General features: G+C 69.3%; 21 protein-coding genes. 13 read left to right on the forward strand and 8 right to left on the reverse strand.

Translation table 11 applies throughout. The features are described from left to right. Nucleotides 1–87: 87 nt before the first annotated feature. Nucleotides 88–924: a hypothetical protein gene (locus tag ACFVM3_RS20730; protein WP_378440826.1), complete on the forward strand. Its 837-nt coding sequence runs from the start codon at nucleotides 88–90 to the stop codon at nucleotides 922–924. A gap of 354 nt (nucleotides 925–1278) precedes the next feature. Here ACFVM3_RS20730 and ACFVM3_RS20735 read toward each other — a convergent pair whose 3' ends face one another. Both ACFVM3_RS20735 and ACFVM3_RS20740 read right to left on the reverse strand, forming a co-directional pair. Next, on the reverse strand, nucleotides 1279–4401 hold the full coding sequence (locus ACFVM3_RS20735; protein WP_378440828.1) for an efflux RND transporter permease subunit: 3123 nt from the start codon (nucleotides 4399–4401) through the stop codon (nucleotides 1279–1281). Between the two features lie 120 nt (nucleotides 4402–4521). Further along, complete coding sequence (locus tag ACFVM3_RS20740; RefSeq protein WP_378440830.1) at nucleotides 4522–5646, reverse strand: YihY/virulence factor BrkB family protein; 1125 nt, start codon at nucleotides 5644–5646, stop codon at nucleotides 4522–4524. A 264-nt stretch (nucleotides 5647–5910) separates the two neighbouring features. Between ACFVM3_RS20740 and ACFVM3_RS20745 the strand changes: the two genes are divergently transcribed. From ACFVM3_RS20745 to ACFVM3_RS20765, 5 genes are all read left to right on the forward strand, one after another. Further along, nucleotides 5911–7665 carry a DEAD/DEAH box helicase gene (locus tag ACFVM3_RS20745; RefSeq protein WP_378440832.1) on the forward strand — a complete coding sequence of 585 codons (1755 nt, stop codon included), beginning with the start codon at nucleotides 5911–5913 and terminating at the stop codon, nucleotides 7663–7665. Nucleotides 7666–7990: 325 nt separating this feature from the next. Continuing rightward, nucleotides 7991–9124 carry a sugar ABC transporter substrate-binding protein gene (locus tag ACFVM3_RS20750; RefSeq protein ID WP_063274526.1) on the forward strand — a complete coding sequence of 378 codons (1134 nt, stop codon included), beginning with the start codon at nucleotides 7991–7993 and terminating at the stop codon, nucleotides 9122–9124. Nucleotides 9125–9201: 77 nt separating this feature from the next. Further along, entirely contained in the window at nucleotides 9202–9975 is a 774-nt protein-coding gene (locus tag ACFVM3_RS20755; protein ID WP_005164482.1) for an ATP-binding cassette domain-containing protein, read from the forward strand. Between the two features lie 23 nt (nucleotides 9976–9998). Continuing rightward, nucleotides 9999–11459 carry a sugar ABC transporter permease gene (locus ACFVM3_RS20760; protein ID WP_378440833.1) on the forward strand — a complete coding sequence of 487 codons (1461 nt, stop codon included), beginning with the start codon at nucleotides 9999–10001 and terminating at the stop codon, nucleotides 11457–11459. Between the two features lie 11 nt (nucleotides 11460–11470). After that, nucleotides 11471–12652 (forward strand): ROK family protein, encoded by a 1182-nt coding sequence (locus ACFVM3_RS20765; protein WP_378440834.1) that lies wholly within the window; start codon nucleotides 11471–11473, stop codon nucleotides 12650–12652. 57 nt (nucleotides 12653–12709) lie between these two features. Here ACFVM3_RS20765 and ACFVM3_RS20770 read toward each other — a convergent pair whose 3' ends face one another. From ACFVM3_RS20770 to ACFVM3_RS20780, 3 genes are all read right to left on the reverse strand, one after another. After that, complete coding sequence (locus ACFVM3_RS20770) at nucleotides 12710–13315, reverse strand: TetR/AcrR family transcriptional regulator (protein ID WP_378440836.1); 606 nt, start codon at nucleotides 13313–13315, stop codon at nucleotides 12710–12712. Next, nucleotides 13296–14159 (reverse strand): alpha/beta fold hydrolase, encoded by an 864-nt coding sequence (locus ACFVM3_RS20775; RefSeq protein WP_378440838.1) that lies wholly within the window; start codon nucleotides 14157–14159, stop codon nucleotides 13296–13298. Before ACFVM3_RS20775 ends, ACFVM3_RS20770 begins: the two co-directional genes overlap by 20 nt. A 187-nt stretch (nucleotides 14160–14346) precedes the next feature. Then, nucleotides 14347–14526: a hypothetical protein gene (locus ACFVM3_RS20780; protein ID WP_016332937.1), complete on the reverse strand. Its 180-nt coding sequence runs from the start codon at nucleotides 14524–14526 to the stop codon at nucleotides 14347–14349. Between the two features lie 339 nt (nucleotides 14527–14865). On the opposite strand from ACFVM3_RS20780, the gene ACFVM3_RS20785 reads away from it, so the two are divergent. The 3 genes from ACFVM3_RS20785 to ACFVM3_RS20795 are packed head-to-tail and all read left to right on the forward strand — an operon-like array spanning nucleotide 14866 to nucleotide 16791. Then, nucleotides 14866–15660, forward strand: a complete 795-nt coding sequence (locus tag ACFVM3_RS20785) for a DMT family transporter (protein ID WP_378440856.1) — start codon at nucleotides 14866–14868, stop codon at nucleotides 15658–15660. Between the two features lie 46 nt (nucleotides 15661–15706). Next, complete coding sequence (locus ACFVM3_RS20790) at nucleotides 15707–16123, forward strand: GNAT family N-acetyltransferase (RefSeq protein ID WP_378440840.1); 417 nt, start codon at nucleotides 15707–15709, stop codon at nucleotides 16121–16123. Beyond that, nucleotides 16123–16791 carry a DUF6885 family protein gene (locus ACFVM3_RS20795; protein ID WP_378440858.1) on the forward strand — a complete coding sequence of 223 codons (669 nt, stop codon included), beginning with the start codon at nucleotides 16123–16125 and terminating at the stop codon, nucleotides 16789–16791. The genes ACFVM3_RS20790 and ACFVM3_RS20795 overlap by 1 nt, the downstream gene beginning before the upstream one ends. Here ACFVM3_RS20795 and ACFVM3_RS20800 read toward each other — a convergent pair. The 3 genes from ACFVM3_RS20800 to ACFVM3_RS20810 form a co-directional block, all read right to left on the reverse strand. Next, nucleotides 16766–18205, reverse strand: coding sequence for an APC family permease (locus tag ACFVM3_RS20800; RefSeq protein ID WP_378440860.1), 1440 nt, complete (start codon nucleotides 18203–18205; stop codon nucleotides 16766–16768). The two genes, ACFVM3_RS20795 and ACFVM3_RS20800, sit on opposite strands and share 26 nt — an antisense overlap. Nucleotides 18206–18272: 67 nt before the next feature. Continuing rightward, nucleotides 18273–18926, reverse strand: a complete 654-nt coding sequence (locus ACFVM3_RS20805) for a response regulator (protein WP_378440842.1) — start codon at nucleotides 18924–18926, stop codon at nucleotides 18273–18275. Next, nucleotides 18923–20101 carry a sensor histidine kinase gene (locus ACFVM3_RS20810; protein WP_378440844.1) on the reverse strand — a complete coding sequence of 393 codons (1179 nt, stop codon included), beginning with the start codon at nucleotides 20099–20101 and terminating at the stop codon, nucleotides 18923–18925. The genes ACFVM3_RS20805 and ACFVM3_RS20810 overlap by 4 nt, the downstream gene beginning before the upstream one ends. 110 nt (nucleotides 20102–20211) lie before the next feature. Here ACFVM3_RS20810 and ACFVM3_RS20815 point away from each other — a divergent pair, with 110 nt between their 5' ends. From ACFVM3_RS20815 to ACFVM3_RS20830, 4 genes are all read left to right on the forward strand, one after another. Next, the gene (locus tag ACFVM3_RS20815) at nucleotides 20212–20799 is read left to right on the forward strand and encodes a hypothetical protein (RefSeq protein WP_378440845.1); all 588 of its coding nucleotides are present in this window, start codon (nucleotides 20212–20214) and stop codon (nucleotides 20797–20799) included. Next, nucleotides 20796–21005: a hypothetical protein gene (locus ACFVM3_RS20820; RefSeq protein ID WP_378440847.1), complete on the forward strand. Its 210-nt coding sequence runs from the start codon at nucleotides 20796–20798 to the stop codon at nucleotides 21003–21005. The genes ACFVM3_RS20815 and ACFVM3_RS20820 overlap by 4 nt, the downstream gene beginning before the upstream one ends. A gap of 93 nt (nucleotides 21006–21098) precedes the next feature. Next, a complete protein-coding gene (locus tag ACFVM3_RS20825; protein WP_378440849.1) occupies nucleotides 21099–21476 on the forward strand; it encodes a hypothetical protein in 378 nt (125 codons plus the stop codon). 46 nt (nucleotides 21477–21522) lie between these two features. Then, the gene (locus ACFVM3_RS20830) at nucleotides 21523–22722 is read left to right on the forward strand and encodes a hypothetical protein (RefSeq protein ID WP_378440850.1); all 1200 of its coding nucleotides are present in this window, start codon (nucleotides 21523–21525) and stop codon (nucleotides 22720–22722) included. Nucleotides 22723–22788: the final 66 nt, after the last annotated feature.

The following is a 22788-nucleotide window of genomic DNA, read 5'->3' on the forward strand; positions in this document are numbered from 1 at the left end:
TGAAAATCCTTCACATGGCGGCTGCCCGTCCCGGTCTTCGCTGGTAATCAGTACGCGCCAGCGAAAACCCGCCGGGACGGAGCCTTCATGCGTAGAACCGGGATCGTGCTCGCCATCGCCGCGTTGGTCGCGGTGTTCTCACCCGCCGCCGCCCAAGCCGTCACCGGCTGGACAACGGTCGGCTCGGACAACGCCCGCCCGCTCGACGAGGGCCAGGGACTGGCCACCATCGAACGGCCGTCCGGGACGATCTACCGCTACACCGGGATCGCGACCGTTCCCGTGAACCTGTCGTCTCAGGGCTGGAACCACGTCGGCGACCCTGGCTCCGCGCAGGGCTGGTACGTCGAGCCGTATCAGCGCGACGACAGGGGAGCGAAGCTCTTCCGCGTCGAGTCGCCCAACGGGACGTGGGCGAACTACACGCACGCGCTGGAGTCGTGGGAGGCGAACAACAACTCGTTCGCCGCCGTGACCCCCGACGCGCGCTGGATGGTGGCGGGCGAGTGGGGCACGATGGACCGGCTTCTCGTGCACCCGATGCCCGGCGTCGCGCACACGAACCCGTCGGCGAACCTGCCGTACGCCTCCGCGATCCGGCTCGACAAGCCGGTGCGCGACATCCAGGGCTGCGACTTCGTCACCGCGACCCGGCTGCTGTGCGCGTCCGACGACCCCGAGGGCTCCCTGTTCGGGACCACCAAGCCGCTGCTCCAGGTCGACCTTTCCGGCGCGCTGTCCGGTTCGGACGTGACCGGGCGGGTCACGTCGCTGGGGCAGCTGCCGCTGAAGAGCATGTGCGGCGGGAACTTCGAGACCGAGGGCATCGACGTCGCCGCCGACGGGACCCTGCGGGTCGTCATGCTGTCGCCTTCGTGGTGCGTGGCGTTCGACAGTAAGACCTGGCGGTTCCGGAAGGCGTGACCGGACGCGTAACTCGTGTGATCAGACGCGTAACTCGCGTGATCGAAGGCGTACCTGGTCTGATCACGCGAGTTACGGCTTCGATCACGCGAGTTACGGGTTACGGGGCTCGGCGAGGAGGTGCCTCCACTGTGGACGGTTACTGATGTTGCTCGGGTGACCGATGTGACTGGAGAGGCGCCGATTTCGCACCCACAAGTACGTGAAGGCCCCCTTCACTGCGCTAGACGCAGCGAAGGGGGCCTTCACGTACTTGGTCCTGACGGCGCACCTACGCAGTTGGTCGACTGAATGTGGAAGGCGCGCCGGGCGCCCACCCGGCCCCGGCGCACCTTCCGTCCCCCGCCCCCAGGTCTACGCGGCCGGCTCCGGGGTCAGCGTCTCGGTGGCCGGGGCCGAAGATCGCCGGGCGTCCTTCTTCACGCGGCGCTTCTCTTTCCGCGTCTCGACCATCGTGTACAGCGTCGGCACCAGGATCAGCGTCAGCAGGGTCGAGCTGACCAGCCCGCCGATCACCACGATCGCCAGCGGCTGCCCGATGAACCCGCCCTGCCCGGTCAGCCCGAGCGCCATCGGGACCAGCGCGAAGATGGTCGCCGCCGCGGTCATCAGGATCGGCCGCAACCGTCGCCTGCCGCCCTCGACGACGGCGTCGGCGACGCTCATCCCCGAAGCCCGGTACTGGTTGATCAGGTCGATCAGCACGATCGCGTTCGTCACCACGATGCCGACGAGCATCAGCATCCCGATCAGCGCGGGCAGGCCCAGCGCGGTCCCGGTGGCCAGCAGCAGCCCGATCGCGCCGGTCGCCGCGAACGGGATCGACACCAGCAGGATCAGCGGCTGGATCAGGCTGCGGAACGTCGCCACCATGATCAGGTACACGATCGCGACCGCCGCCAGCAGCGCGAGGAACAGGTTCCCGAAAGCCTCCTGCTGGTCTTCGCTGACGCCGCCGAGTTTGTACGCCGCGCCGCCGGTGAAGGTCATTCCGTCCAATTTGGACTGGATGGCCCGGGTGGTGGCGGCCAGGTCCGCGCCGGTGTTCTTGGCGGTGACCGTGGTGCTCAGCTCGCCGGAGGTGCGGTGCACCGCGGCCGGGCCGTCCACTGTGGACACGTTCGCGACCGAGTCGAGCCGCACCACGCCGGTCGCGCTCGGGATCGGCAGGGCCTTGACCGCGTCGACCGACACGGGGGCCGTGCCCGCCCGCAGCACGATGTCCGTGCGCTGACCGTCGACCGGCAGCTGGGTCACCGTGCGGCCGGCGATGGCCTGGTTCGCGATCTGCCCGATCGTGGTCGCCGAAAGCCCGCTCGCCGCGGCCTTGGCGGCGTCGACCTCGACCTGCACGCGCGGCGAACCCTGCGCGAGGTCACTGGTCACCTCGGTCAGGTCCGGAACGCCGGACAGCGCCTGGCGGACCTGCTCGGCGGCCGGCTTCAAGGCGGCCTCGTCGGGGGCGGTGACGGTGATCGAGACCTGGTCCGTGTTGAACCCGCTCGCCTCCGCGCCGATCTTGATCTCACCGAGTTCCGGCTTGTCGAGCTTGCCCCGCAGCCGCTCGGAGAGCGCGTCGAGGTCGGTGTCCTTGGCGACGGTGACCTGGATGTTGGTCGCCATCCCGCCGCCACCGAAGAAGCCGCCCCCGCCGATGCTCACCTGGTAGGTCTCGACGGCGGGTTCGGCGGCGAGCGCCTGCTCCACCGCGCCGGCGGCCTTCTCCTTGGCCTCGGAACTGGTGCCGGGCGGCAGCTTCTGCGAAAGGCTCAGCGTCGTCGAGCCGGACTGGTCGAGGAAGTTCGTGTTCAGCTGCGAGGCCAGCCCGACCGTGCCGCCGAAGATGATCAGCGCCAGCAGTACCACGGTGACGCGACGCCGCGTGGCGAACCGGATCACCGGGACGTACCCGCGCTGCAGCAGCCCGCGGCGTTCCTTGTCTTCGGCGGCCTGGCGCGTGAGCTCGGCCTCGCGTTCGTTCGCCGGGGCTTTGGGCGGCTTGAGGAACCAGTACGCGAGCACCGGCACGATCGTCAGCGAAACCAGGAGCGACGCCAGCAGCGCCACGGTGACCGTGATCGCGAACGGCGAGAACAGCTCGCCGACGAACCCGCCCACGAAGGCGATCGGCAGGAACACCGCCACCGTGGTGAGGGTCGACGACGTCACGGCGCCCGCGACCTCGCGCACGCCGTCGAGGACCGCGCGCTGCTTTTCCTCGCCGTACGCCAGATGTCGTTTGATGTTCTCCAGCACCACGATCGAGTCGTCGACCACCCGCCCGATGGCGATGGTGAGCGCGCCGAGGGTGAGCAGGTTCAGCGACAGATCGCCGGTCCACAACGCCAGCAGCGCCACGACCACCGAAAGCGGGATCGACACCGCCGTCACCAGGGTGGAGCGCACCGACATCAGGAACAGCAGGATCACCACGACCGCGAACGCGAGCCCGAGCAGCCCTTCGGTGGTCAGGCCACTGATCGCGTCCTTGACCGGGGTGCCCTGATCGAACACGACGCTCATCTCGGCGCCGATCTTCTTCGACAGCTCGGGCAGCTTGTCCCGCACCGATTCCGAGATCGCGACCGCGTTCCCGTTCTCCACCATGGTGATCGAGAGCCCGAGGCTCGGTTTGCCGTTGGTGCGCGTGATCGACGTCGGCGGCGCGAACCCGGCCTGGACCTCCGCGACGTCACCGAGCTTCACCGGCTTGCCCGTCGGCGCCCCGGGACGGGAAGCCGGTGTCAGGTAGAGGTTCTTGATCGTGTCCACTGTGGTCGGTCCGCCACCGACCTGGACGGTGAGCGTCTTGTCGCCTTCGGTCAGCGTCCCGGCCGGGACGGCGGCACCGGCGGTCTGCAGGGTGGTGGCGATCGACGACGGGTCGACCCCCGCGGCGGCCAGCTTCGCGTAGTCCAGCGCGATGGTCACCCGCGGCTGCCGCGCGCCGGTCACCTCGACCTCGCGGACACCGTCGATCTTCCGCAGTTCCGGCGCGACCTCCCCGGTCAGCGCCGGCGCGAGCGCCTGCGGGTCACCGGTGGTCCCGGCGGCGAGCAGCACGACCGGGAGATCGTCGGTGGAACCCGCCGAAACCGACGGCTCGCTGTTCTGCGGCAGCCGTGCCTTCAGCCCGTCGACGACGCGCTGGATCTGCCCGACCGCCGCGTCGATGTCCGTGCCGAACTCGAACTGCGCGGTGATCCGCGACAGCCCCTCCGACGACGTCGAGCTCAGCTCTTCGAGGCCCTTCAACCCCTGCAGCCCGCCTTCGAGCGGCTCGGTGACCTGCCGGTCGACCGCGTCCGGCGACGCGCCCGCGTACGGCGTGATGATCTGCGCCTGCGGGAACTGCAGTGACGGGAACAGCTGCTGCTTCAGCTGTGGCAGGGCGAAGGCGCCGAAGCCGATCACCACCAGGGCGAGCAGCCCGATGAGACTTCGGTTGCGCAGGCTCAGTCTGGCCAGCGTGGACATGGCGGTATCCCCCAGGAAATAGCTCGGACGGGCGGGTTGCCGCGAGCTTTTCACGGGAGGGGGTGGGGTGGATTCACACCACGGGTGGAATCCGAGTACGACTTCGGGATGAGGGCCCGCTCAACTTCGCCGGTCTGTCACCGAATCGGCTTCGCTCTGCGGTTCTTCGTTCACCGATTGTTCCGACACGTGTTCGGGGTCACCATCGGGGGAATCGCCGTTCTGACGGGGACGGCGGAGCGGGACCGTCGTCCGTTCCCACAGTTTGCGACCCTCTTCGGCGCGGATCCGTTCGTTCGCGCGCTCCATTTCCAGCCGCCGCCATTTCCGGCGCTGCCGTTTCGTCGCCTTGGCGGGCCACAGTTCCTGGATCGCGCTGTTGAAGTACGCGCCGCCGACCACCGCGAGCCCGATGAAGAACATCAGCAACAGGAACGCGATCGGCGCGGCGAGCGCGCCGTAGGTGTAGCCGGTCTTGGTGATCCAGTTCAGGTAGATCCGCAGCCCGATACTGGACAGCAGGAACACGACCATGGCGAGCACCGCGCCCGGCAGTCCCCGGTGCCAGGGCAGCCTGCGCGGCAGGGCGAGCTTGTACAGCGTCGTCAGCGCGAGCACGATCATCACGGCCAGCACCGGGTAGTACAGCGTGCCGACCCAGTACGACACCGTGCCGCGCCAGTCGGTGGGGAAGAACTGGGGGAGCAGGTCCGGCCCGATCGCCAGCAGCGGCAGCCCGACCACCAGGATGACCAGCCCGGCCAGATACAGCAGCAGCGCGAAGATCCGCTGCCACACGTCGTTGCGGACGCCGTACTGGTCGTGTGCGACGGTGATCGCGTCGACGAACGACGACATCGCCGACGAACCCGCCCACAGGGAGATCAGGAAGCCGACGGAGACGATCTCGCCCTTGCCGACGAACAGGATGCTGTTGACCGTCGGCTCGATGATGTCGTGGACGGCGTTGTCGCTGAAGATCGTCTTGCTGAAGGTGATGATCCGGTCGTGGACCGCGGTCACGACCTCCTGGCCGAACCAGTCGCCGACGAAGCCGAGGCAACCGAGGAGCCCCAGCAGCAGTGGCGGCAGGGAGAGTGTCTGCCAGAAGGCGGCTTCGGCGGCCTCGGAGAAGATGTTGCCGTCCCACGCCTTGCTGAGCGTGCGGCTGAGCAGGCGCAACGGCCCCCTGCGGCCCTTCGCGACCTCGGCGGCCGTGTCCGGACGGCCGTTCTCCTCGCTCATGCAGCTCCTCCGACGGCGCCGGGCGCCCTTGACGGTGTCCAGCATGGTCCATGCCGCGCGATTCGGCTCGCCGCCCCTGGGTTTTCGGGTGAGTAACCCGACAACGGGGGTGGCGCTTCAGGCGTTCCACGGGCCCGCGAGGTAGGCTCCTCGGAGTGCCCTCACCTCAGGCGCCGGCGTCGCGGCCGGATACCCAAGTGGGGGTTTTCGCTTGTGACAAGGCGGATGACCAGGTGTTTTCGGATGTGGGAGGAGGGGACCGGCATGGCGGAAACGGTTGAACGCGATCGGGGCGAGCTGGGCGCGCCTCCCGCGGCGAAGGACAGCACCGCGCGCCCGCTGCGTGCCTGGCAGCGACGAGCGCTGACGAAGTACCTCACGAAGAAACCGCAGGACTTCCTGGCCGTCGCGACGCCGGGCGCGGGCAAGACGGTGTTCGGTCTCCGGATCGCCGCCGAGCTGCTGAGCGACCGGACCGTCGAGCGGATCACCATCGTCGCGCCGACGGAACACCTGAAGCACCAGTGGGCGGCCTCGGCCGCGGCCGCGGGTATCGCGATCGACTCGAACTTCCGCAACGGCACCGGGGTCACCTCGCGTGACTACCAAGGTGTCGCGCTGACCTACGCGCAGGTCGCCGCGCATCCGACGCTGCACCGGGTGCGCACCGAGAACCGCAAGACCCTGGTCATCCTGGACGAGATCCACCACGGCGGTGACGCGAAGTCCTGGGGTGACGCGATCCGTGAGGCGTTCACGCCCGCCGTCCGCCGTCTCGCGCTGACCGGGACCCCGTTCCGCAGCGACGACTCGCCGATCCCGTTCGTCACCTACGAGGCCGACGGCTCGGGTTTCCAGCGCAGCAAGGCCGACCATGCCTACGGCTACGCCGACGCGCTCGCCGACGGTGTGGTCCGGCCGGTCGTCTTCCTCGCCTACTCCGGCGAGGCCTCCTGGCGCACGAGCGCGGGGGAGGAGTTCACCGCGCGGCTGGGCGAGCCGCTGACCGCGGAACAGAACGCGCGTGCCTGGCGCACGGCGCTCGATCCGGCAGGCGAGTGGATCCCGTCGGTGCTGCAGGCCGCGGACACGCGTCTCGCACAGCTTCGCGCCAACGGCATCCCGGACGCGGGCGGCCTGGTGATCGCCACCGACCAGGATTCGGCGCGTGCCTACGCCAAGATCCTGGAGCGCATCTCCGGCCAGACCCCGACGGTCGTCCTCTCCGACGATCCCAAGGCGTCCGGGCGGATCAAGGAGTTCTCCGATTCGACCGACCGGTGGCTGGTCGCGGTCCGCATGGTGTCCGAAGGCGTCGACGTGCCCCGGCTGGCCGTCGGCGTCTACGCCACGAGCGCGTCGACCCCGCTGTTCTTCGCGCAGGCCATCGGCCGGTACGTGCGTTCGCGCAAACCCGGCGAGACCGCTTCGGTCTTCCTGCCGAGCGTGCCGGTGCTGCTGGAACTGGCCAGTGAGCTGGAGGCGCAGCGCGACCACGTCCTCGGCAAGCCGCACCGCGAGAAGGAGGGCTGGGACGACGAGCTCTTGGCCCAGGCCAACCGCACCGAGGACGAGCCGGGCGAGGAGGAGAAGGCGTTCACCTCGCTGGGTGCCTCCGCCGAGCTCGACCAGGTCATCTACGACGGCAACTCCTTCGGCACCGCGGTGTTCTCCGGTTCCGACGAGGAGCAGGAGTACCTCGGCCTGCCCGGGCTGCTGGAGCCGGACCAGGTCCGTGCCCTGCTGCGGAAGCGGCAGGAGGAGCAGCTCTCCGACGAGAAGCGGCGCAAGCCCAAGGCCGAGGAGGCCGCCCCGGTCGCGCGGCCGCAGTCGGTCAGCGAGCGGCTCGGCAGCCTGCGCAAGGAGCTGAACGCGCTGGTGGGCGTGCACCACCACCGGACGAAGAAGCCGCACGGCGCGATCCACAACGAACTGCGCCGGGTCTGCGGCGGCCCGCCGACCGCGATGGCCTCGGTGGAGCAACTCGAAGAGCGGATCGTCACCCTGCGTTCTTGGTAGCACCTTCGTACCAAGCGCTATGAACGGTCCTTTCCTTGCAAATTTCGCAAGGAAAGGACCGTTCATTGCATCCGGGCCTGGGGGTGATCAACAGCGCCGACCACGCTGAGTGAGTGGTGGCGGTCACACTGTCAGCGCACCTAGACTCCATACGTCTTGCTACGGCCACGTTGCCAAACCGTGTCCATTTGATGAGGCTTAATCGATTCAGCCGTCTTCCGCGAAACCCGTTCGGCGGCATATGTTGTCGCCCACAACATATGCGCGATGGTGCGACCGGTCCTCCAGGATCGCCGCCCGCGAGCAAGATCCGGAAGGAACGAGGATGCGCAGCAGAACCCTTACCCTCCTCGCCGCGACGGTGGGCGCCGGCCTGGTGCTCTCCGCCTGTGGCGCCAACACCGCCGACTCGGGCAGCGGCAACTCCTCGCAGTCCGCCCCCGCCCCGGGCGGTGCCGCCGCCGGTGGCAAAGTCGGCGTCATCCTGCCGGAGACCGCCACCTCGGCGCGCTGGGAGTCCTTCGACAAGCCGTTCCTGACCAAGGCGCTCAAGGACGCGGGCTTCGACGCCGACGTCCAGAACGCGCAGGGCGACGTCCAGAAGTTCACCACCCTGGCCGACGGCATGATCGCGCAGAACGTCAAGGTCCTGATCATCGCCGCCATCAACGGCGAGGTCGGCGCGGCGGTCGCCCGCAAGGCGCAGGCCGCGGGCATCCCGACGATCGACTACGACCGCCTCAACCTCGGTGGCAGCTCCGACTACTACGTCTCGTTCGACAACGAGAAGGTCGGCCAGCTGCAGGGCCAGGGTCTCGCCGACGCGCTGAAGGACAAGAAGGGCGCCGAGGTCGTCATGATCGAGGGCGCCCCGACCGACAACAACGCGACGCTGTTCGCCAACGGCCAGAAGTCCGTGCTGCAGCCGAAGTTCGCCAGCGGTGACCTGAAGCTCGTGCGCGAGCAGGCCATCGACAACTGGGACAACCAGAAGGGCGGCCAGACCTTCGAGCAGATCCTGACCGACAACAAGGGCAAGGTCGACGGCGTCGTCGCCGCGAACGACGGTCTCGCCGGCGCGGTCATCACCGTGCTGAAGAAGAACGGCCTCAACGGCAAGGTCCCGGTCACCGGCCAGGACGCCACCGCGGACGGCCTCATGGCGATCCTGCGCGGCGACCAGTACATGACCGTCTTCAAGCCGATCAAGGAAGAGGCCGAAGCCGCGGCGAAGCTCGCCGTGCTGCTGGCCAAGGGCGACAAGGCGGGCGCCGACGCGCTGGCCACCGGCAAGGCGAAGGACCCGAAGGGCAACCGCGAGGTCAAGTCCGTGCTCCTCGAGCCGAAGCTGACCACCAAGGACGGTGTCAAGGAGGTCGTGACGCAGGGCTACGTCAAGGCCGCCGAGATCTGCGGCGGCGACCTGGCCGCGGCGTGCACGCAGCTCGGTATCTCCTGACCCGTTAATCCAGACGACCGGGCCGGTGCGTTCCCCCGACGGAGCGCGCCGGCCCGGTACCCAGCCGGGAGTACCCCATGAGTGAACCCATCCTCGAACTGAAGCAGCTCAACAAGAGCTTCGGGCCGGTCCACGTCCTCCACGACGTGGACTTCAACGTGCGCGCCGGCGAGGTCACCGCGCTGGTCGGTGACAACGGTGCCGGTAAGTCCACTTTGGTCAAATCGATCGCCGGGATCCACGGCTACGACTCGGGAACGGTGACGTTCCAGGGCAAGCAGGTGAACATCCACGGCCCGCGCGACGCCGCGGATCTGGGGATCGAGGTCGTCTATCAGGATCTCGCGCTGGCCGAGAACCTCGACATCGTGCAGAACATGTTCCTCGGCCGGGAACGCGGCAGCAAATGGCTGCTCGACGAGGCCAGCATGGAGAAGGCCGCCCGCGAGACGCTCGCGTCGCTGTCGGTCCGCACCGTGAAATCGGTCCGTACGCCCGTTTCGGCCCTCTCGGGCGGGCAGCGGCAAACCGTCGCGATCGCCAAATCCGTGCTGTGGGACTCGAAGGTCGTCCTCCTCGACGAGCCGACCGCCGCGCTCGGTGTCGCGCAGACCCGTCAGGTGCTCGACCTCGTCCGCCGCCTCGCCGAACAGGGCCTCGGCGTGGTGCTGATCAGCCACAACATGGCCGACGTCTTCGAGGTCGCCGACCGTATCGCGGTGCTCTACCTCGGCCGTCTCGTCGCCGAGGTGCACACCAAGGACGTCACCCACGGCCAGGTCGTGGAACTGATCACCGCCGGTCGCTCCGGCGACCTCGGCCTTGCCCGCCCCGAAGCCGCCGTCCTCTGACCCGAGGCGAGAAAGAACCGGAAATGACTGAGACACCTGCAAAGCCCGCCTCGCCGGAGGGGGGCAAGTCGGCGGCCGCCGCGCTCAACCCGTCGGCGGCCATCACGGACTTCGGCATCGACACGACATCGATGTCGACCCGCGAGGCCGTCGGCGACTACTTCTCCCGGCTCAAGGCGGGACAGCTGGGTTCGCTCCCGGCGCTGCTCGGCCTGCTCGTGCTGGTGATCGTGTTCGCCTCGCTGTCGGACACCTTCCTGACGATGAACAACATCGCGAACCTGATGGCACAGGGCGCCGGCAAGGCGATCATCGCGATGGGCATCGTGTTCGTGCTGCTGCTCGGCGAGATCGACCTGTCCGCGGGTACCGCGTCCGGTGTCACCGCCGCGGTGCTGGCGATGCACTACGTGCGCAACGGGAACCTGTTGGGCGGCATGGGGAACGGCGTGTTCATCGCGTTCCTGGTGGTGCTCGCGATCGCCGCGCTGCTCGGCGTGGTCCTGCGGATCTGGGCGGGCGTCGGGTTCGCCGTGCTCGCCATCGCACTCGTGCTCTCGGGAACCGCGGCCAACCCGTGGATCGAGATGCTGCTCGCGATCAGCGTCGGTGGCGCGATCGGTGTCCTGACCGGCTTCCTCGTCTCCAAGATCGGGATGCCCTCGTTCGTGGTGACGCTGGCGCTCTTCCTGGCCTGGCAAGGGGTCATCCTCCAGTTCATCGGTGAGGGCGGCACGCTCGGCATCAGCACCTCGGACGTCCTGTTCAAGGTCGCCAACGGCAATCTGTCCACTGTGGGCAGCTGGATCCTCTTCCTGGTCGCCGCCGGTGGATTCGCGGCGGTGACACTGGGGCAGCACTTCTCGCGGCTCAAACGAGGCCTGGTCACCCAGCCGACCCCGATGGTGCTGTTCAAGGTCGGCGCGATCGCCGTGGTCGCCGCGATCGCGACCTATCTGCTGACGCTGAACCGCGCGCCGAACCCGAACATCGTCATTTCGGGTGTCCCGTACGTCGTGCCGATCGTGCTCGGCCTGCTGGTGCTCGGCACCTACGTGCTCAACCGCACCCAGTACGGCCGCCACATCTACGCCGTCGGCGGCAACCGCGAGGCGGCCCGGCGTGCCGGGATCAACGTCGAGAAGATCCGCGCTTCGGTGTTCGTCATCTGCTCGGCGGTGGCGGCGGTCGGCGCGATCGTCTACTCGTCGAAGGTCGGTTCGGTCGACCCGCAGGCCGGTGGTCTCAACACGCTGCTGTTCGCGGTCGGCGCCGCCGTCATCGGTGGTACCTCGTTGTTCGGCGGCAAGGGCCGGGTCGTCGACGCGGTGATCGGTGGCCTCGTGCTGGCGGTCGTGGAGAACGCGCTCGGCCTGCTGAAGCAGTCGGCGGCGGTGGTCAACATCGTCACCGGTCTGGTGCTGCTTCTCGCCGCGACGGTGGACGCGCTGTCCCGTCGCCGCGCGGCTGCGTCGCCGCGCTGAGTCCGCATGGAATGATGAAGTCCGTGACCAGCACACCCGTTGCACGACCAGACGAGGTGCGCAGGCACAACCGCACGACCTTGCTCCGGTTGCTGCACGTCAGCGGCCCGAGCACCAGGGCGACCCTCGCCACCGAGCTGGGGCTCAACCGCAGCACCATCAAGACCCTCGTCGACGGCCTCGCGGAAGCGGGTGTCGTCGAGGAGCGGGTCCCGAGGCCGGGACGAGGGGCGGGCCGCCCCTCGCTCCTGGTCCTGCCGCAGCCGCACGCGGCGGTGGTGCTCGCGGTCGACCTCCAGGTCGAACACGTGGCGATCGCGCTGGTCGGGTTCGGCGGCCAGATCCTCGGGCGCAACAGCTGGAACCTCCACGGCCGGATGCGGGAGGCCGACGAGGTGATCACGCACGTGATCGAGTCGACCACCGTGCTGGCGGGCGACCTCGGTGTGCAGCCGATCGCCGCGGGGGTGTCCGTACCCGGCGTCGTCCGCCGGGCCGACGGGCACGTTCATGAGGCGCCCAACCTGCGCTGGACGGATGTCGCGCTGGGGGAACGGCTCGGCGGTGTGCTGCGCATCCCCGTCCTGGTCGGCAATGACGCCGAACTCGGCGCCATCGCCGAACACCTGCGCGGCGCCGCGCGGGGCTCTTCCGACGCCGTGTACGTCTCCGCCGACGTCGGTGTCGGGGGAGGGATCATCGCGGACGGTTCGTCGCTGCGCGGCGGCGCGGGCTACGTCGGCGAGATCGGGCATATGGCGATCCGGCCGGGCGGGCGTCCTTGTTATTGCGGGTCCAGCGGCTGCTGGGAGACCGAGGTCGGCGAGGCGGCGCTGTGCCGCGCGCTCGACCTGCCCGAGGACACCCCGCGCGGGGCGATCCTGTTCGAACTGCGCGAACTGGGCCGGGATCCGCGCGCGGCCGAGGAGCGGCTTTCGGAGTTCGCGGAATGGCTGACGCTGGGCCTGGTGAACGTGGTCAACCTGCTCGGCCCGCAGCTGGTCGTCCTGGGCGACCTGCTCACCGTGCTGCCCGACTCGGTCGTGAAGTCGGTGGCGGCCGAGGTGCGGCGGCGGAGCCTGGTCAGCCGGGCCGTGGGCGGGACGCAGATCGTGAGTTCGGCGCTCGGGGCGGACGTGAAGCTGCTGGGTGCCGCGGAGGCGGCCTTCGAGATGATCCTGGACACCGTTTAGCGCGCATTTAGTCCTCTGGATGCGGTCCTTGCACACGCGACGACCGCGTTCAGAGGACTAAATGCGGTCTTTCACGAGGCCGGACAGCAGGGCCACCAGTGCGGCGAGGGACTTCTCCTTGGCGGCGGTGCGGTCTTCGGCGTGCGCGATCATCAGCGCCGCCTCCGCGCAGGCGCTCAGCGCCAGTTGCGCCAGTTCCGGGATCGGCGCGTCGATCAGCAGCCCGTCCGCCGCCGCGGACTCCAGGATCTCCGTGATCAGGCCCAGCCCGTACCGGGCCTCCAGCTCACGCCATTCCTGCCAGCCGAGGACGGCGACGGCGTCCGTGAGCGCGATCCGCACCACCTCGGGCCGCAGGCACAGGTCCAGGAACCGGCTCAGCACGCCGAGCGCCCCGGCCCACGGGTCGTCCGTGGCGCGCAGGACGGTCTTCAGCTCCTCGGTGATCTCGGTTTCGATCTGCTCGATCACGGCCCGGAACAAGCCCTGTTTGTCCCCGAAGTGGTGATACAGCGCGCCGCGGGTGACGCCCGCCGCCCGGACGATCTCGTCGGCGGGTACGGCGGCGTAACCCTGTTCGGCGAACAACGTCCGCGCCGCCGCGATCAACGCGGCCTGCGTCGAGTGCGATCGTTCGGTCTGGCTACGTCGTGGCGTGGGCACGCAGGAATTCCACCATCATGCCGCTCAGCCGCTCCGGCTGGTCCTCCGGCACGAAGGCGTAGGAGTCCTCGATCGTCTTCAGTTCGGCGTTCGGCAGGACCCCGGCGAGCTTGCGGCCCAGCCACAGCGGGAAGTGCCGGTCTTCGGGCGCCCAGGCCAGCAGCACGGGCTTGGTGAACGCGGGCAGCCGCTCGGCGGCGGTCAGTGTGTACCGCTTGTCGACACTCGCCGTGAACCGGCGCAGATCGTCGCGGATCTTCGCGCTCCGCCTGCTGGGCAGCAGATACGCGTCGAGGATGTGGTCCGGCACCGGGTGTTTGGCCAGCCAGAGGAAGTCCGTCGTCTTCAGCAGCCACCGCCAGCGCAGCGCCTGGACCATCGGCCCGACGCCGCCGGGGATCCGCGCCAGCGTGCTCAGCCCCGCGAACAGCGGCGGCAGGAAGCGTTCGAAGGAGTCCGACGGGGTCAGCACGACCCGGCCCACCCGTTCCGGGTTCGTGGTCATGAGCAGTTGCGTGAGCGCGCCGCCGGTGTCGTTCGCGACCACGGTGACGTCGGTCAGGTCGAGCACTTCGAGGAACCGCGCGATGAGCGCGGCGACCCCTGGCGGGCTCAGATCGGCGTTCGGGACCGGGATCTCGTGCGACCCCAGCGGCCAGTCCGGGGTGAGGCAGCGGAAGCCGGCGCCGGCGACCGCGGGCGCCACCTTGCGCCAGAGCAGGCCGTTGGTCAGCAGCCCGTGCACGAAGACCACGGGAGGGCCTTCGCCGCGGTCGCGGTAGCGGATGCGGGCGCTGCCGAGGTCCGCCACGTGTACCTCGCCGAGAAGGTTGCTGGTCGTCATACGGGTAACATACATTCTGTCTGTATGTTTTTGGAAGACGTATGTCCCGAAGGGGCCCTTTGAGACGTTGAAGGCCCTCAAGGGCACCTTCGGGACATGGGGCGCGAGGCACCAGGGCAAAAACAGGGCGGCCGGCGCGCTCCCCTGCGAGGAGCGGCCGGCCGCCGGGTGGTCGTGGACTGGTGGGCTACCGCTGAATGTCCGCGGACATTTCCTTGAGCTTCGTCTCGTGTGCGCGGGCGTGGTGACCACAGAAGAGCAACTCGCCACCGGTGCTGAGAATGGCTCGAACCTGGGCTGCAGCTCCACACCGGTCGCATCGGTCGGCAGCGGTCAGTTCGGGGCGGGTGAGCGTCGGTGAAGTCATTGGAGTCTCCCTCCGTCCCGGCACCGGTGGCCCGGTGCCATCGATCCAGCTACGACCACTTCGGCACTGATGCCGGCAACGTTCGTTCCCGGCCCCGCCGTGTTCGTGCTTCCACTCTTCCAGACGTTTGGCGACCCGCAAGTGTTCCCGTGCGGGTGTCTCATTTGTCACTGGTAATTACCTCGGATGCCGTAGCGTAATCACGCAACGTGGGAGATGACTCCCCGCTGAACCGTCTTTTCCCACGTCAGGCACCATGCGGGGGTGGGTATCGCAGTCGTCCGGAACCGTCTTCCGAGCGTGCCGTCGCCGGTCTTGTTCGTTCTCAGCGGAATTTCCATGTACGCCGGTGCGGCCATCGCCGTAGGTCTCTTTTCGGTCGCCTCCCCCGCGGGGGTGGCCTGGCTCCGCTGTCTCGGGGCGGCGGTGGTCCTCCTGGCGTGGCGCAGGCCACCCCGCTCGGCGTGGACCGGGCGCGCGTTCCTGCTCGCGGGTGCCTTCGGCATCGTCACCGCCGGGATGAACGTGCTCTTCTACGAGGCGATCGCGCGGCTGCCGCTGGGCACCGCGGTCGCCCTCGAGTTCGCCGGGCCCGTGGTGGTGGCGGCGTTCGGTTCGCGCACGCGCCGTGACATCTTCGCGCTGCTGCTGGTGGCGGCCGGGGTGGTCGCCATCGCCGACGTGCGGCTCGAAGGCAGCCTGCTCGGCGTGCTGTTCGCGCTCGGCGCGGCGGCCGCCTGGGCCGGGTACATCCTGCTCGGGAAGCGGGTCGCGGTCGGCGGGAACGGGATCGACGGGCTGGCCGTCGGGTTCGCCGTGGGCACCGTGGTGCTGTCCCCGCTGGCGCTCGGCACCGGCGCGGTGTGGGGTTCGCCACGTTTGCTGCTGCTGGGCATCGGAGTGGGGGTGCTCTCGACCGTCGTGCCGTACGCGCTCGACCAAGTGGTCCTGCGCAAGGCCGGGCGGGCGCGGTTCGCGCTGCTGCTCGCGTTGCTGCCGGTCACGGCGGGGCTGGTCGGCTTTCTGTGGCTCCGGCAGGTCCCGACCCTGCCCGAGGCGATCGGCACCCTGGCCGTCGTCGCCGGGGTCGCGCTGCGGTCGCCGGGGAAACGTGATGGCCCGGCGCCTCCCTGAGCGGGATACTGACCAGCCTGTGGCGTTGCGAACACCGGGAGGACACGTGGCCGAGATCCGGCGGGCAGTCACCGTCGAGGAGGTCGTCGCCGCTCAGCATCTGTTCGACGGACCCGCGCAGCGGGAGGCGTCCGAGAAGTTCCTGGCGGGGGCGGAGAACCATCTCCTGATCGCCTACGAGGACGGCGAACCCGCGGGGATGATCACCGGCACCGAGGTGACGCATCCGGACAAGGGCACCGAGATGTTCCTCAACGAACTCGACGTCAGCCCGGACTACCAGCGGCGTGGCATCGGCCGGGACCTCGTCGACGCGCTGGCCGGGATCGCGCGGGAGCGCGGTTGCCGGGGGATGTGGGTCGGGGTCGAAACGGACAACAAGGCCGCCCTGGCGACCTACACTTCGGCCGGGGCGTCGAACGACGGGCCGTTCATCATGCAGTCGTGGACCTTCGAAGACTGATGTCCTCCGGAATCGACGGCGACCGGACGGGGCTGTCCGGGCGGCGCTGGCTCCCCGGCGGCGAGCATCTCGTCGCCGTCGCGCGGGCCGAACTCCCGCAGAAGGACGGGCAAGCCGGGCCGTTCACGGCACTGGCCGCCCTGCGCGCGGCGGGGTTCGACGTCGCGGGACAGGACGAGGTCGCGGCGCTGTCCGGCACCACGACCGAAGGCCTGTCCCGGGCGATCGGGGCGCTGTCGGGCGGACGGCTCGCCGCCGTGTCCGCCAGCGGGAACTGGGCACCGCAGTCGTTGTTCATGCTCCTGGCCGGGCTGTGGCATCTGCCGCGAGTCGCGTTGATCGCTGAGGTCGATCCCGCCGAATTCGGCGCGCACGACACGCCGGCGCGGGCGCTGCTCGACTACCTCGACACGGGGATCCCGCCGCTGTGGTCGTCCCGCTGGCGCCCGTCCGCCGCGCACCACGTGCTGGCCGCCGGGATGCGGATCGGCGCCGAAGGGACCCTGGTGTCCATTATGGACGGTTATCCGTCCTTGGGGGACAACGGGTTGCACGACCAGCCGGTGGAATGGGTGGCCGCCGCGCTGAAGCGGATGCTGGTCGTGGTCGACGACGGCGACGCCGAGGCCGCCGTCGCCGCGATCACGACGGCCGGTCTGTGGAGCTGAGGTCGTCCTTCGCGAACCGGGAATGCGTGCGCCCGTAGAAGAGATAGATCAGCAGGCCGAGCAGCAGCCACGCGGCGAACCGCAGCCACGTCATCACGTCCAGGTTCAGCATCAGGTAGAAACACGCCAGCGCCGCGGCGATGGGCAGGTACGGCGAAAACGGCACGGTGAACGGGCGTTCCAGGTCCGGACGGCGTTTCCGCAGCACCGGGACGGCCACCGCGACGATGATCATCGCCGACAGCGCGCCGATGCTGACCATGTCGGCGAGTTCGGAGATCGGCACGAACGCGGCCAGCGCCGCGATCAGCACCGCGCCGGCGATGGTCATCCGGTGCGGGGTGCCCCAGCGCGGATGCGCCGTGCCGAACTTCTTCGGCAGCAGGCCGTCGCGGCCCATCGCGAACCCGATCCGGCCGATCGTCACCAGTTCCACCATCATCACCGACGTCAGCCCGGTGACCGCGCCGAGCGAGATCAGCGCGCCCACCCAGTGCTGCCCGACGCGGTCGAAGGCGTCGGCGAGCGGGGCGCCCGCGTCGATCTCGGTGTACGGCACCATCCCGGTCAGCACCAGCGAGACGCCGATGTAGAGCAGCGCGCAGACGCCGAGCGCGCCGAGGATGCCGACGCGCAGATCGCGTTTCGGGTTCACGGTCTCCTCGCCGAGGTTGGCGAGCGCCTCGAAACCGGTGTAGGCGAAGAAGACGACGGCGGCGGCCGTCACCATCCCGGCGATCCCGTAGACGGACTGTTCGAGCCCGAGCGCGGCTTGCACGATCGGCTGGTGCAGCGTCCCGGCCGTCTCCGTCGGCGCCTGGGCCGGCGGGATGAACGGCGTGAGGTTCTCGCCGCGGATGTAGAACACGCCGACCGCGAGGATCAGCACGCAGACCGCGACCTTGACCAGCACGAGCAGATTCGTCACCCGCGCCGATTCCTTGATCCCGAGGACGGCGATCACGGTCAGCACGGCGATGATCGCGACCGCGCCTATGTTCACCTTCGCGTCCTCGCCGAACCACTCGGGCGAGAGCCCCATCAGATTCGCGAGATAGCCGGACCAGCCGCGCGACACGACGGCGGCACCGAGGGCGAATTCGAGCAGCAGATCCCAGCCGATGATCCAGGCGAAGGTCTCGCCGAGGGTGGCGAAGGCGTAGGTATAGGCACTTCCCGCCGTCGGCACGCTGGAGGCGAGTTCGGCGTAACAGAGGGCGGCCATCCCGGCCACGACGGCGCCGAGCACGAACGACAACGTGACCGACGGGCCCGCGTGGGATTTCGCCTCGACCCCGGCGAGGGTGAAGATCCCGGTGCCGATGATGATGCCGACCCCGAACCCGATCAGGTCGCGCCCGTGCAGGCGGCGCTTCAGCTCACCGGAAGCCTGCCGTTTCAGGACTTCGTCCACGTCCAGAGTTCGCCGCATGAAGGGTCACGCTAGAAGATCGCCGTCCACCTCGCAGATCGGTGGGAGTTCACCCCTCCAGTACGACGCCGTTCTCCTGCGCGAGGATCGCCGCCTGCACCCGCGACCGCAGGTCCAGCTTCGTCAGCACGCGGGACACGTGCGTCTTCACCGTGGTCTCGCCGATGTGCAGCCGGGTCCCGATCTGCGCGTTGGACAGGCCACCGCCCAGGCACGCCAGCACTTCGCGCTCGCGTTCGGTCAAGTCGGAGAGCCCGTCGGGGGCCAGCGAAGGCTCGCGGGTCCCGGCGGCGAAGGCGGCGATCAGCTTCCGTGTGACCTGCGGGGCGAGCACTCCTTCGCCCGCCGCGACCAGTTTCACCGCCTCGATAAGCCGCGACGCTTCGACCGACTTCAGCAGGAACCCGGCCGCGCCCGCCCGCAGCGCGGCGTGGACGTACTCGTCGAGATCGAAGGTGGTCAGCACGAGGACTTCGCACAGCCCCTCCGCGGTCAGCTCCCGCGTGGCGGCGATGCCGTCGACGCCGGGCATGCGCACGTCCATCAGCACGACGTCCGGTTTCAGCGCCTTCGCCTGGCGGACGGCGGTGGCGCCGTCCGCCGCTTCGCCGACCACCTCGATGCCTTCGGCGTTGCCGAGGATCATCATCAACCCGGCACGGATCGCGCCGTGGTCGTCGGCGACCAGGACTTTGATGGTCAAGACCCCTCCAGAGGCAGTTCGGCACGGACCAGCCAGCCGCCGCCGGACGGTCCGGCGGCGAGTGTGCCGCCCACCGCGGCGGCGCGTTCCCGCATGTTCAGCAGGCCGAGCCCGGTCCCGCCGTCGCCAGGGCGACCCGGCTGAAGATCGTTACGCACCTCGACGGTGAGTATGCCGCCGCTCGCGCGGATGTCGAGGACGGCCCGCCCGCCGGGAGCGTGTTTCACCGCGTTGGTCAGCGCCTCCTGCGCGATCCGGTACGCGGTCAGGTCGACCGCGGCGGGCAGGCGGCCGGACCGGTCCGGTACGGAACCGACCTCGACCGTCAGCCCGCTCGCCCGCGCCGATTCGACCAGTTTGGACAGTTCGGCCAGCCGGGCGGGCGCGGTCGGCTCGATCTCGGTGTCGGCGCGCAGCAGCCCGATCATCGCGCGCATCTCGTCCAGCGCGCTCACACTGTTCTCCCGCACCGATTCCAGGACCTTCCTGGACAGTTTCGGGTCGGCGGTGGCCATCGACAGCGCGGCCTCGGACTGGATCGCGATCGCCGAGAGATGCCCGGCGATGACGTCGTGCAGATCCCGCGCCATCTTCGAGCGTTCCCCCGCGACGGCGGCCTTCCGGTCCAGTTCGCCGATCGTGGCCAGCTGGACCGCGTTGGCCCGTTCGCTGTCGGCGATGTCCCGCTGCTGGCGCACGTTGGCCGCCCACCACACGGGCGTGACCAGGAACGGCAGGAGGGCGAACGCGGCGAGGATCGCCGTGCGCCACTGCGCGGAGAAGACGAGCGCCAGGCAGACCACCGCGAGCGTCCCGATCGCGGCGACGCCGATCATCACCCTGCTGACGCGCCGCGAGCCGTAGAGCGTCGTCGCGTACAGGAAGTCGGTGAAGACGATGAGGATCGGGAGCGACGGGCCGAACGCGACGTCCACGGCGAGCACGACCAGCGCGCAGAGCAGCGCCAGCGGGACCTTGCGGCGCAACATCTCCAGGCCGCACAGCACGGTCAGCTCGCTCAGCCGGATCCACAGTGGCGTGTTGTCGGGGCCCGCCAGCAGCAGCTGCATCCCGCTCACGTAGACCAGTACGCCGAGGGCCCACGTGCCGAAGGCGATGACGAGGTCCTGTTTCCATTCGGCGAGGTGGTTCAGCCGCGGGACGAGCGTGGGCACCGTCCCATCCCAGCACACGGGGACGGGCCGCGGGGTCCTACGAACTGATGACGGTGATCTCGTGCCGTACGCCGACGCGGAGGACCGGTGCGGTCGGCGAGGCTTACGGAGTGAACAAGATCTGGGACTTCATCGCGGAAAACCCGATGGCGGCGGTGATCGCCGGCGGGGAGATCGGTTTCTGGGTCGCCATCGTCGCCGGCCTCGTGGCCCGCTATCTGCTCAAGCTGAAGCGGACCAGCGTCGTGCTGCTGCTCCTGACCCCGGTGATCGACCTCTTCGTGCTGGCCGCGACGGTGATCGACCTGCGCAACGGCGCCACGGCGAACTTCGTGCACGGACTGGCCGCGGTGTACCTGGGCTTCAGCGTCGTGTTCGGGCATTCGATGATCAAGTGGGCCGACGTGCGGTTCGCGCACCGGTTCGCGGGCGGGCCGCCACCGCCGCCCAAGCCGAGGGGCAGAGAGAAGGCGCGCGCCGAATGGCGTGACTGGGTCAAATGCGTGCTGGCCTGCGGGCTGGCCGCTGGGGTCCTGCTCCTGCTGATCTTCATGGTCGGCGACACCGAGCAGGTGGACCCGTTGTGGGGCTGGCTGCCGCGGCTGGGGGTCGTGACGGCCATCTGGTTCGCCACCGGGCCGCTGTGGCAGGAGCTCTCACCCAAGGACGAGAGCGTCAAGGAAGGGGCTCGACGATGATCGAACTACTGGGAATCCTGCTGCTCGTGCAGGGCGGGGGCGGGCTGATCAACCGGCTGCTGGGCAGCACCGACCCGAGCTGGTTCGTGCAGCTCCACCTGCTCCCGTCCGGGATGCACGTGGTGGTGAGCGCGCTGATGGCGGCCGCGGGCGTGGGGCTGCTGTTCGCCGAACGCGCCCGCAAGCAGCGCCGCCGGTCAGAGTGAGGCCAGCACCCGCAGGACGCCGAGGACGACGGTGAGCCGCGCGACCCGCGCGCTCACCGTGTTCCGCTGCTCCGCGAGGGATTACCATGAGCCATGGCCATCGGGCCCGTCACGCTGTACGCCGTTGTCGCCGTGGCGCCTTCGGTGCTTTTCTGGTGCGCGTTGAAGGTCCCCGCCTTGGTGCGCCGGTGGCGGCGGCGCCGTGAACCGGACACCCCGATCGGGCCACCCATCGAGAAACTCGCCGCCGATCTCCGCCGGGTGCACCGGCTGCTGGCGGAACTCCCGCCCGGGGCCTCCGCCGTCCGCCGGTACGGCACCAGGCAGGCGTACGACGCGTTGCTCGTCCAAGCCTGCCGGGAGGTCGAGGTCGGCCACCGGCTGGACACGCTGCCGGAGGGTTTCGAGCGGGAGATCGAACGGTTACGGGTCGAGGAATCCCTGGCCGAGCGCGGGCTTTCGGTGTCCTGACACGGTTTGTATCGAAAGTATGCGCGCGACCGGGAGGCTCGCGGGTATGAAGAGGCTGGGACTTCTCGCCGCACTCCTGCTGGTGTTCGGGCTCATCCCCGGGGTCGCTTCGGCCGCGGCCGCGTTCCCGAAGATGGACGCGGCCACGGTCGACGGCTTCCGGTGGACGTCCGGCTCGACCTTCGCCACCTACGGCGCCCGGATCGCCGCGCTGGAGAAACACCTTCCGCCGAAGGGCCTGCCGGACATCCTGGCGGCGGCCAACCGGAAGGCGCGGCCGTTGTGCCACGCCACGTATCTCGCGACGGCGCTGAAACCGGCCGGGTTCTGCTGGGAGGACGCGAACGACGACAGGACCAACGACTGGATCCCGCAGGGACTGACCGGTTCCGGCGACGCGGACGCGGCGACCGGGAAGGTCGGCGGCAAACGGGTCGTGGCGACGTCCTGGCACACCCCGGGCGACACCATGGTTCGTCTGTCCTTCGTGGACGCGACCGGGCTCGGATATCGGCACGTGCTGCTCGTCGAACCGACGTCGAACGACAATTTCGCCGTCGTGCAAGGACATGGGCACGGCATGACGTGGATCGGGAACCGGCTGTTCGTCGCGACCACCGGGGGAGTGGTGCGGGTCTTCGACACCACGCACTTCTGGAAGGTCGACGACAGCTCCGGCGTCGTCGGCAAGGGTCCGGACGGCAAGTACCACGCGGCGTTCTACGACTACGCGATGCCGCAGATCGGCGCGTACTGGTACCCCGGCGGCGGCGCCTGCACCAACGCCCCCGGCACGCGGCCGTGTCTCGCGACGATGTCGTTCGACCACAGTGACGGCTCGATCGTGACCGCGGAGCACATCCCGAACGCGGCGGGCGGCCGGGTGCTGCGGTGGCCGTTCGACCGCGCGACCGGCCTGCCCAAGGTGTCCGCCGATGGCACCGTGCACGCGAAGGAGGGCTTCGTGTCGCCGGTGTGGGGCATGCAGGGAGCGGTGGCGCGCAACGGGTATTTCGTGATGACCGGCGTGTGCCCCGAGTACGCCGGGGTGGCGGGGGACCATCCGTCGTGCCTGCACGGCGGCGTCGGCGGTACCTCGACGTCGAGGCTGAGCGGCCGCGCGCCGGTGAACTCGCAGAACCTGTCGTACTGGCCTGCGACGGGGGAACTGTGGCTGATGAACGAACAGCTCCGGGAACGGGTGACCGTGCACGTCCCGTGGACGACCCTGACCGGCCGCGCCTGAGGTCGCCCAAGTCCGTGCCGAGTACATGAAGGCCCCCTTACTTGCGCCAGGCGCAAGTAAGGGGGC

The organism is Amycolatopsis sp. NPDC057786 (assembly GCF_042797905.1).
In the GTDB taxonomy this organism is placed as follows: Bacteria; Actinomycetota; Actinomycetes; order Mycobacteriales; family Pseudonocardiaceae; genus Amycolatopsis.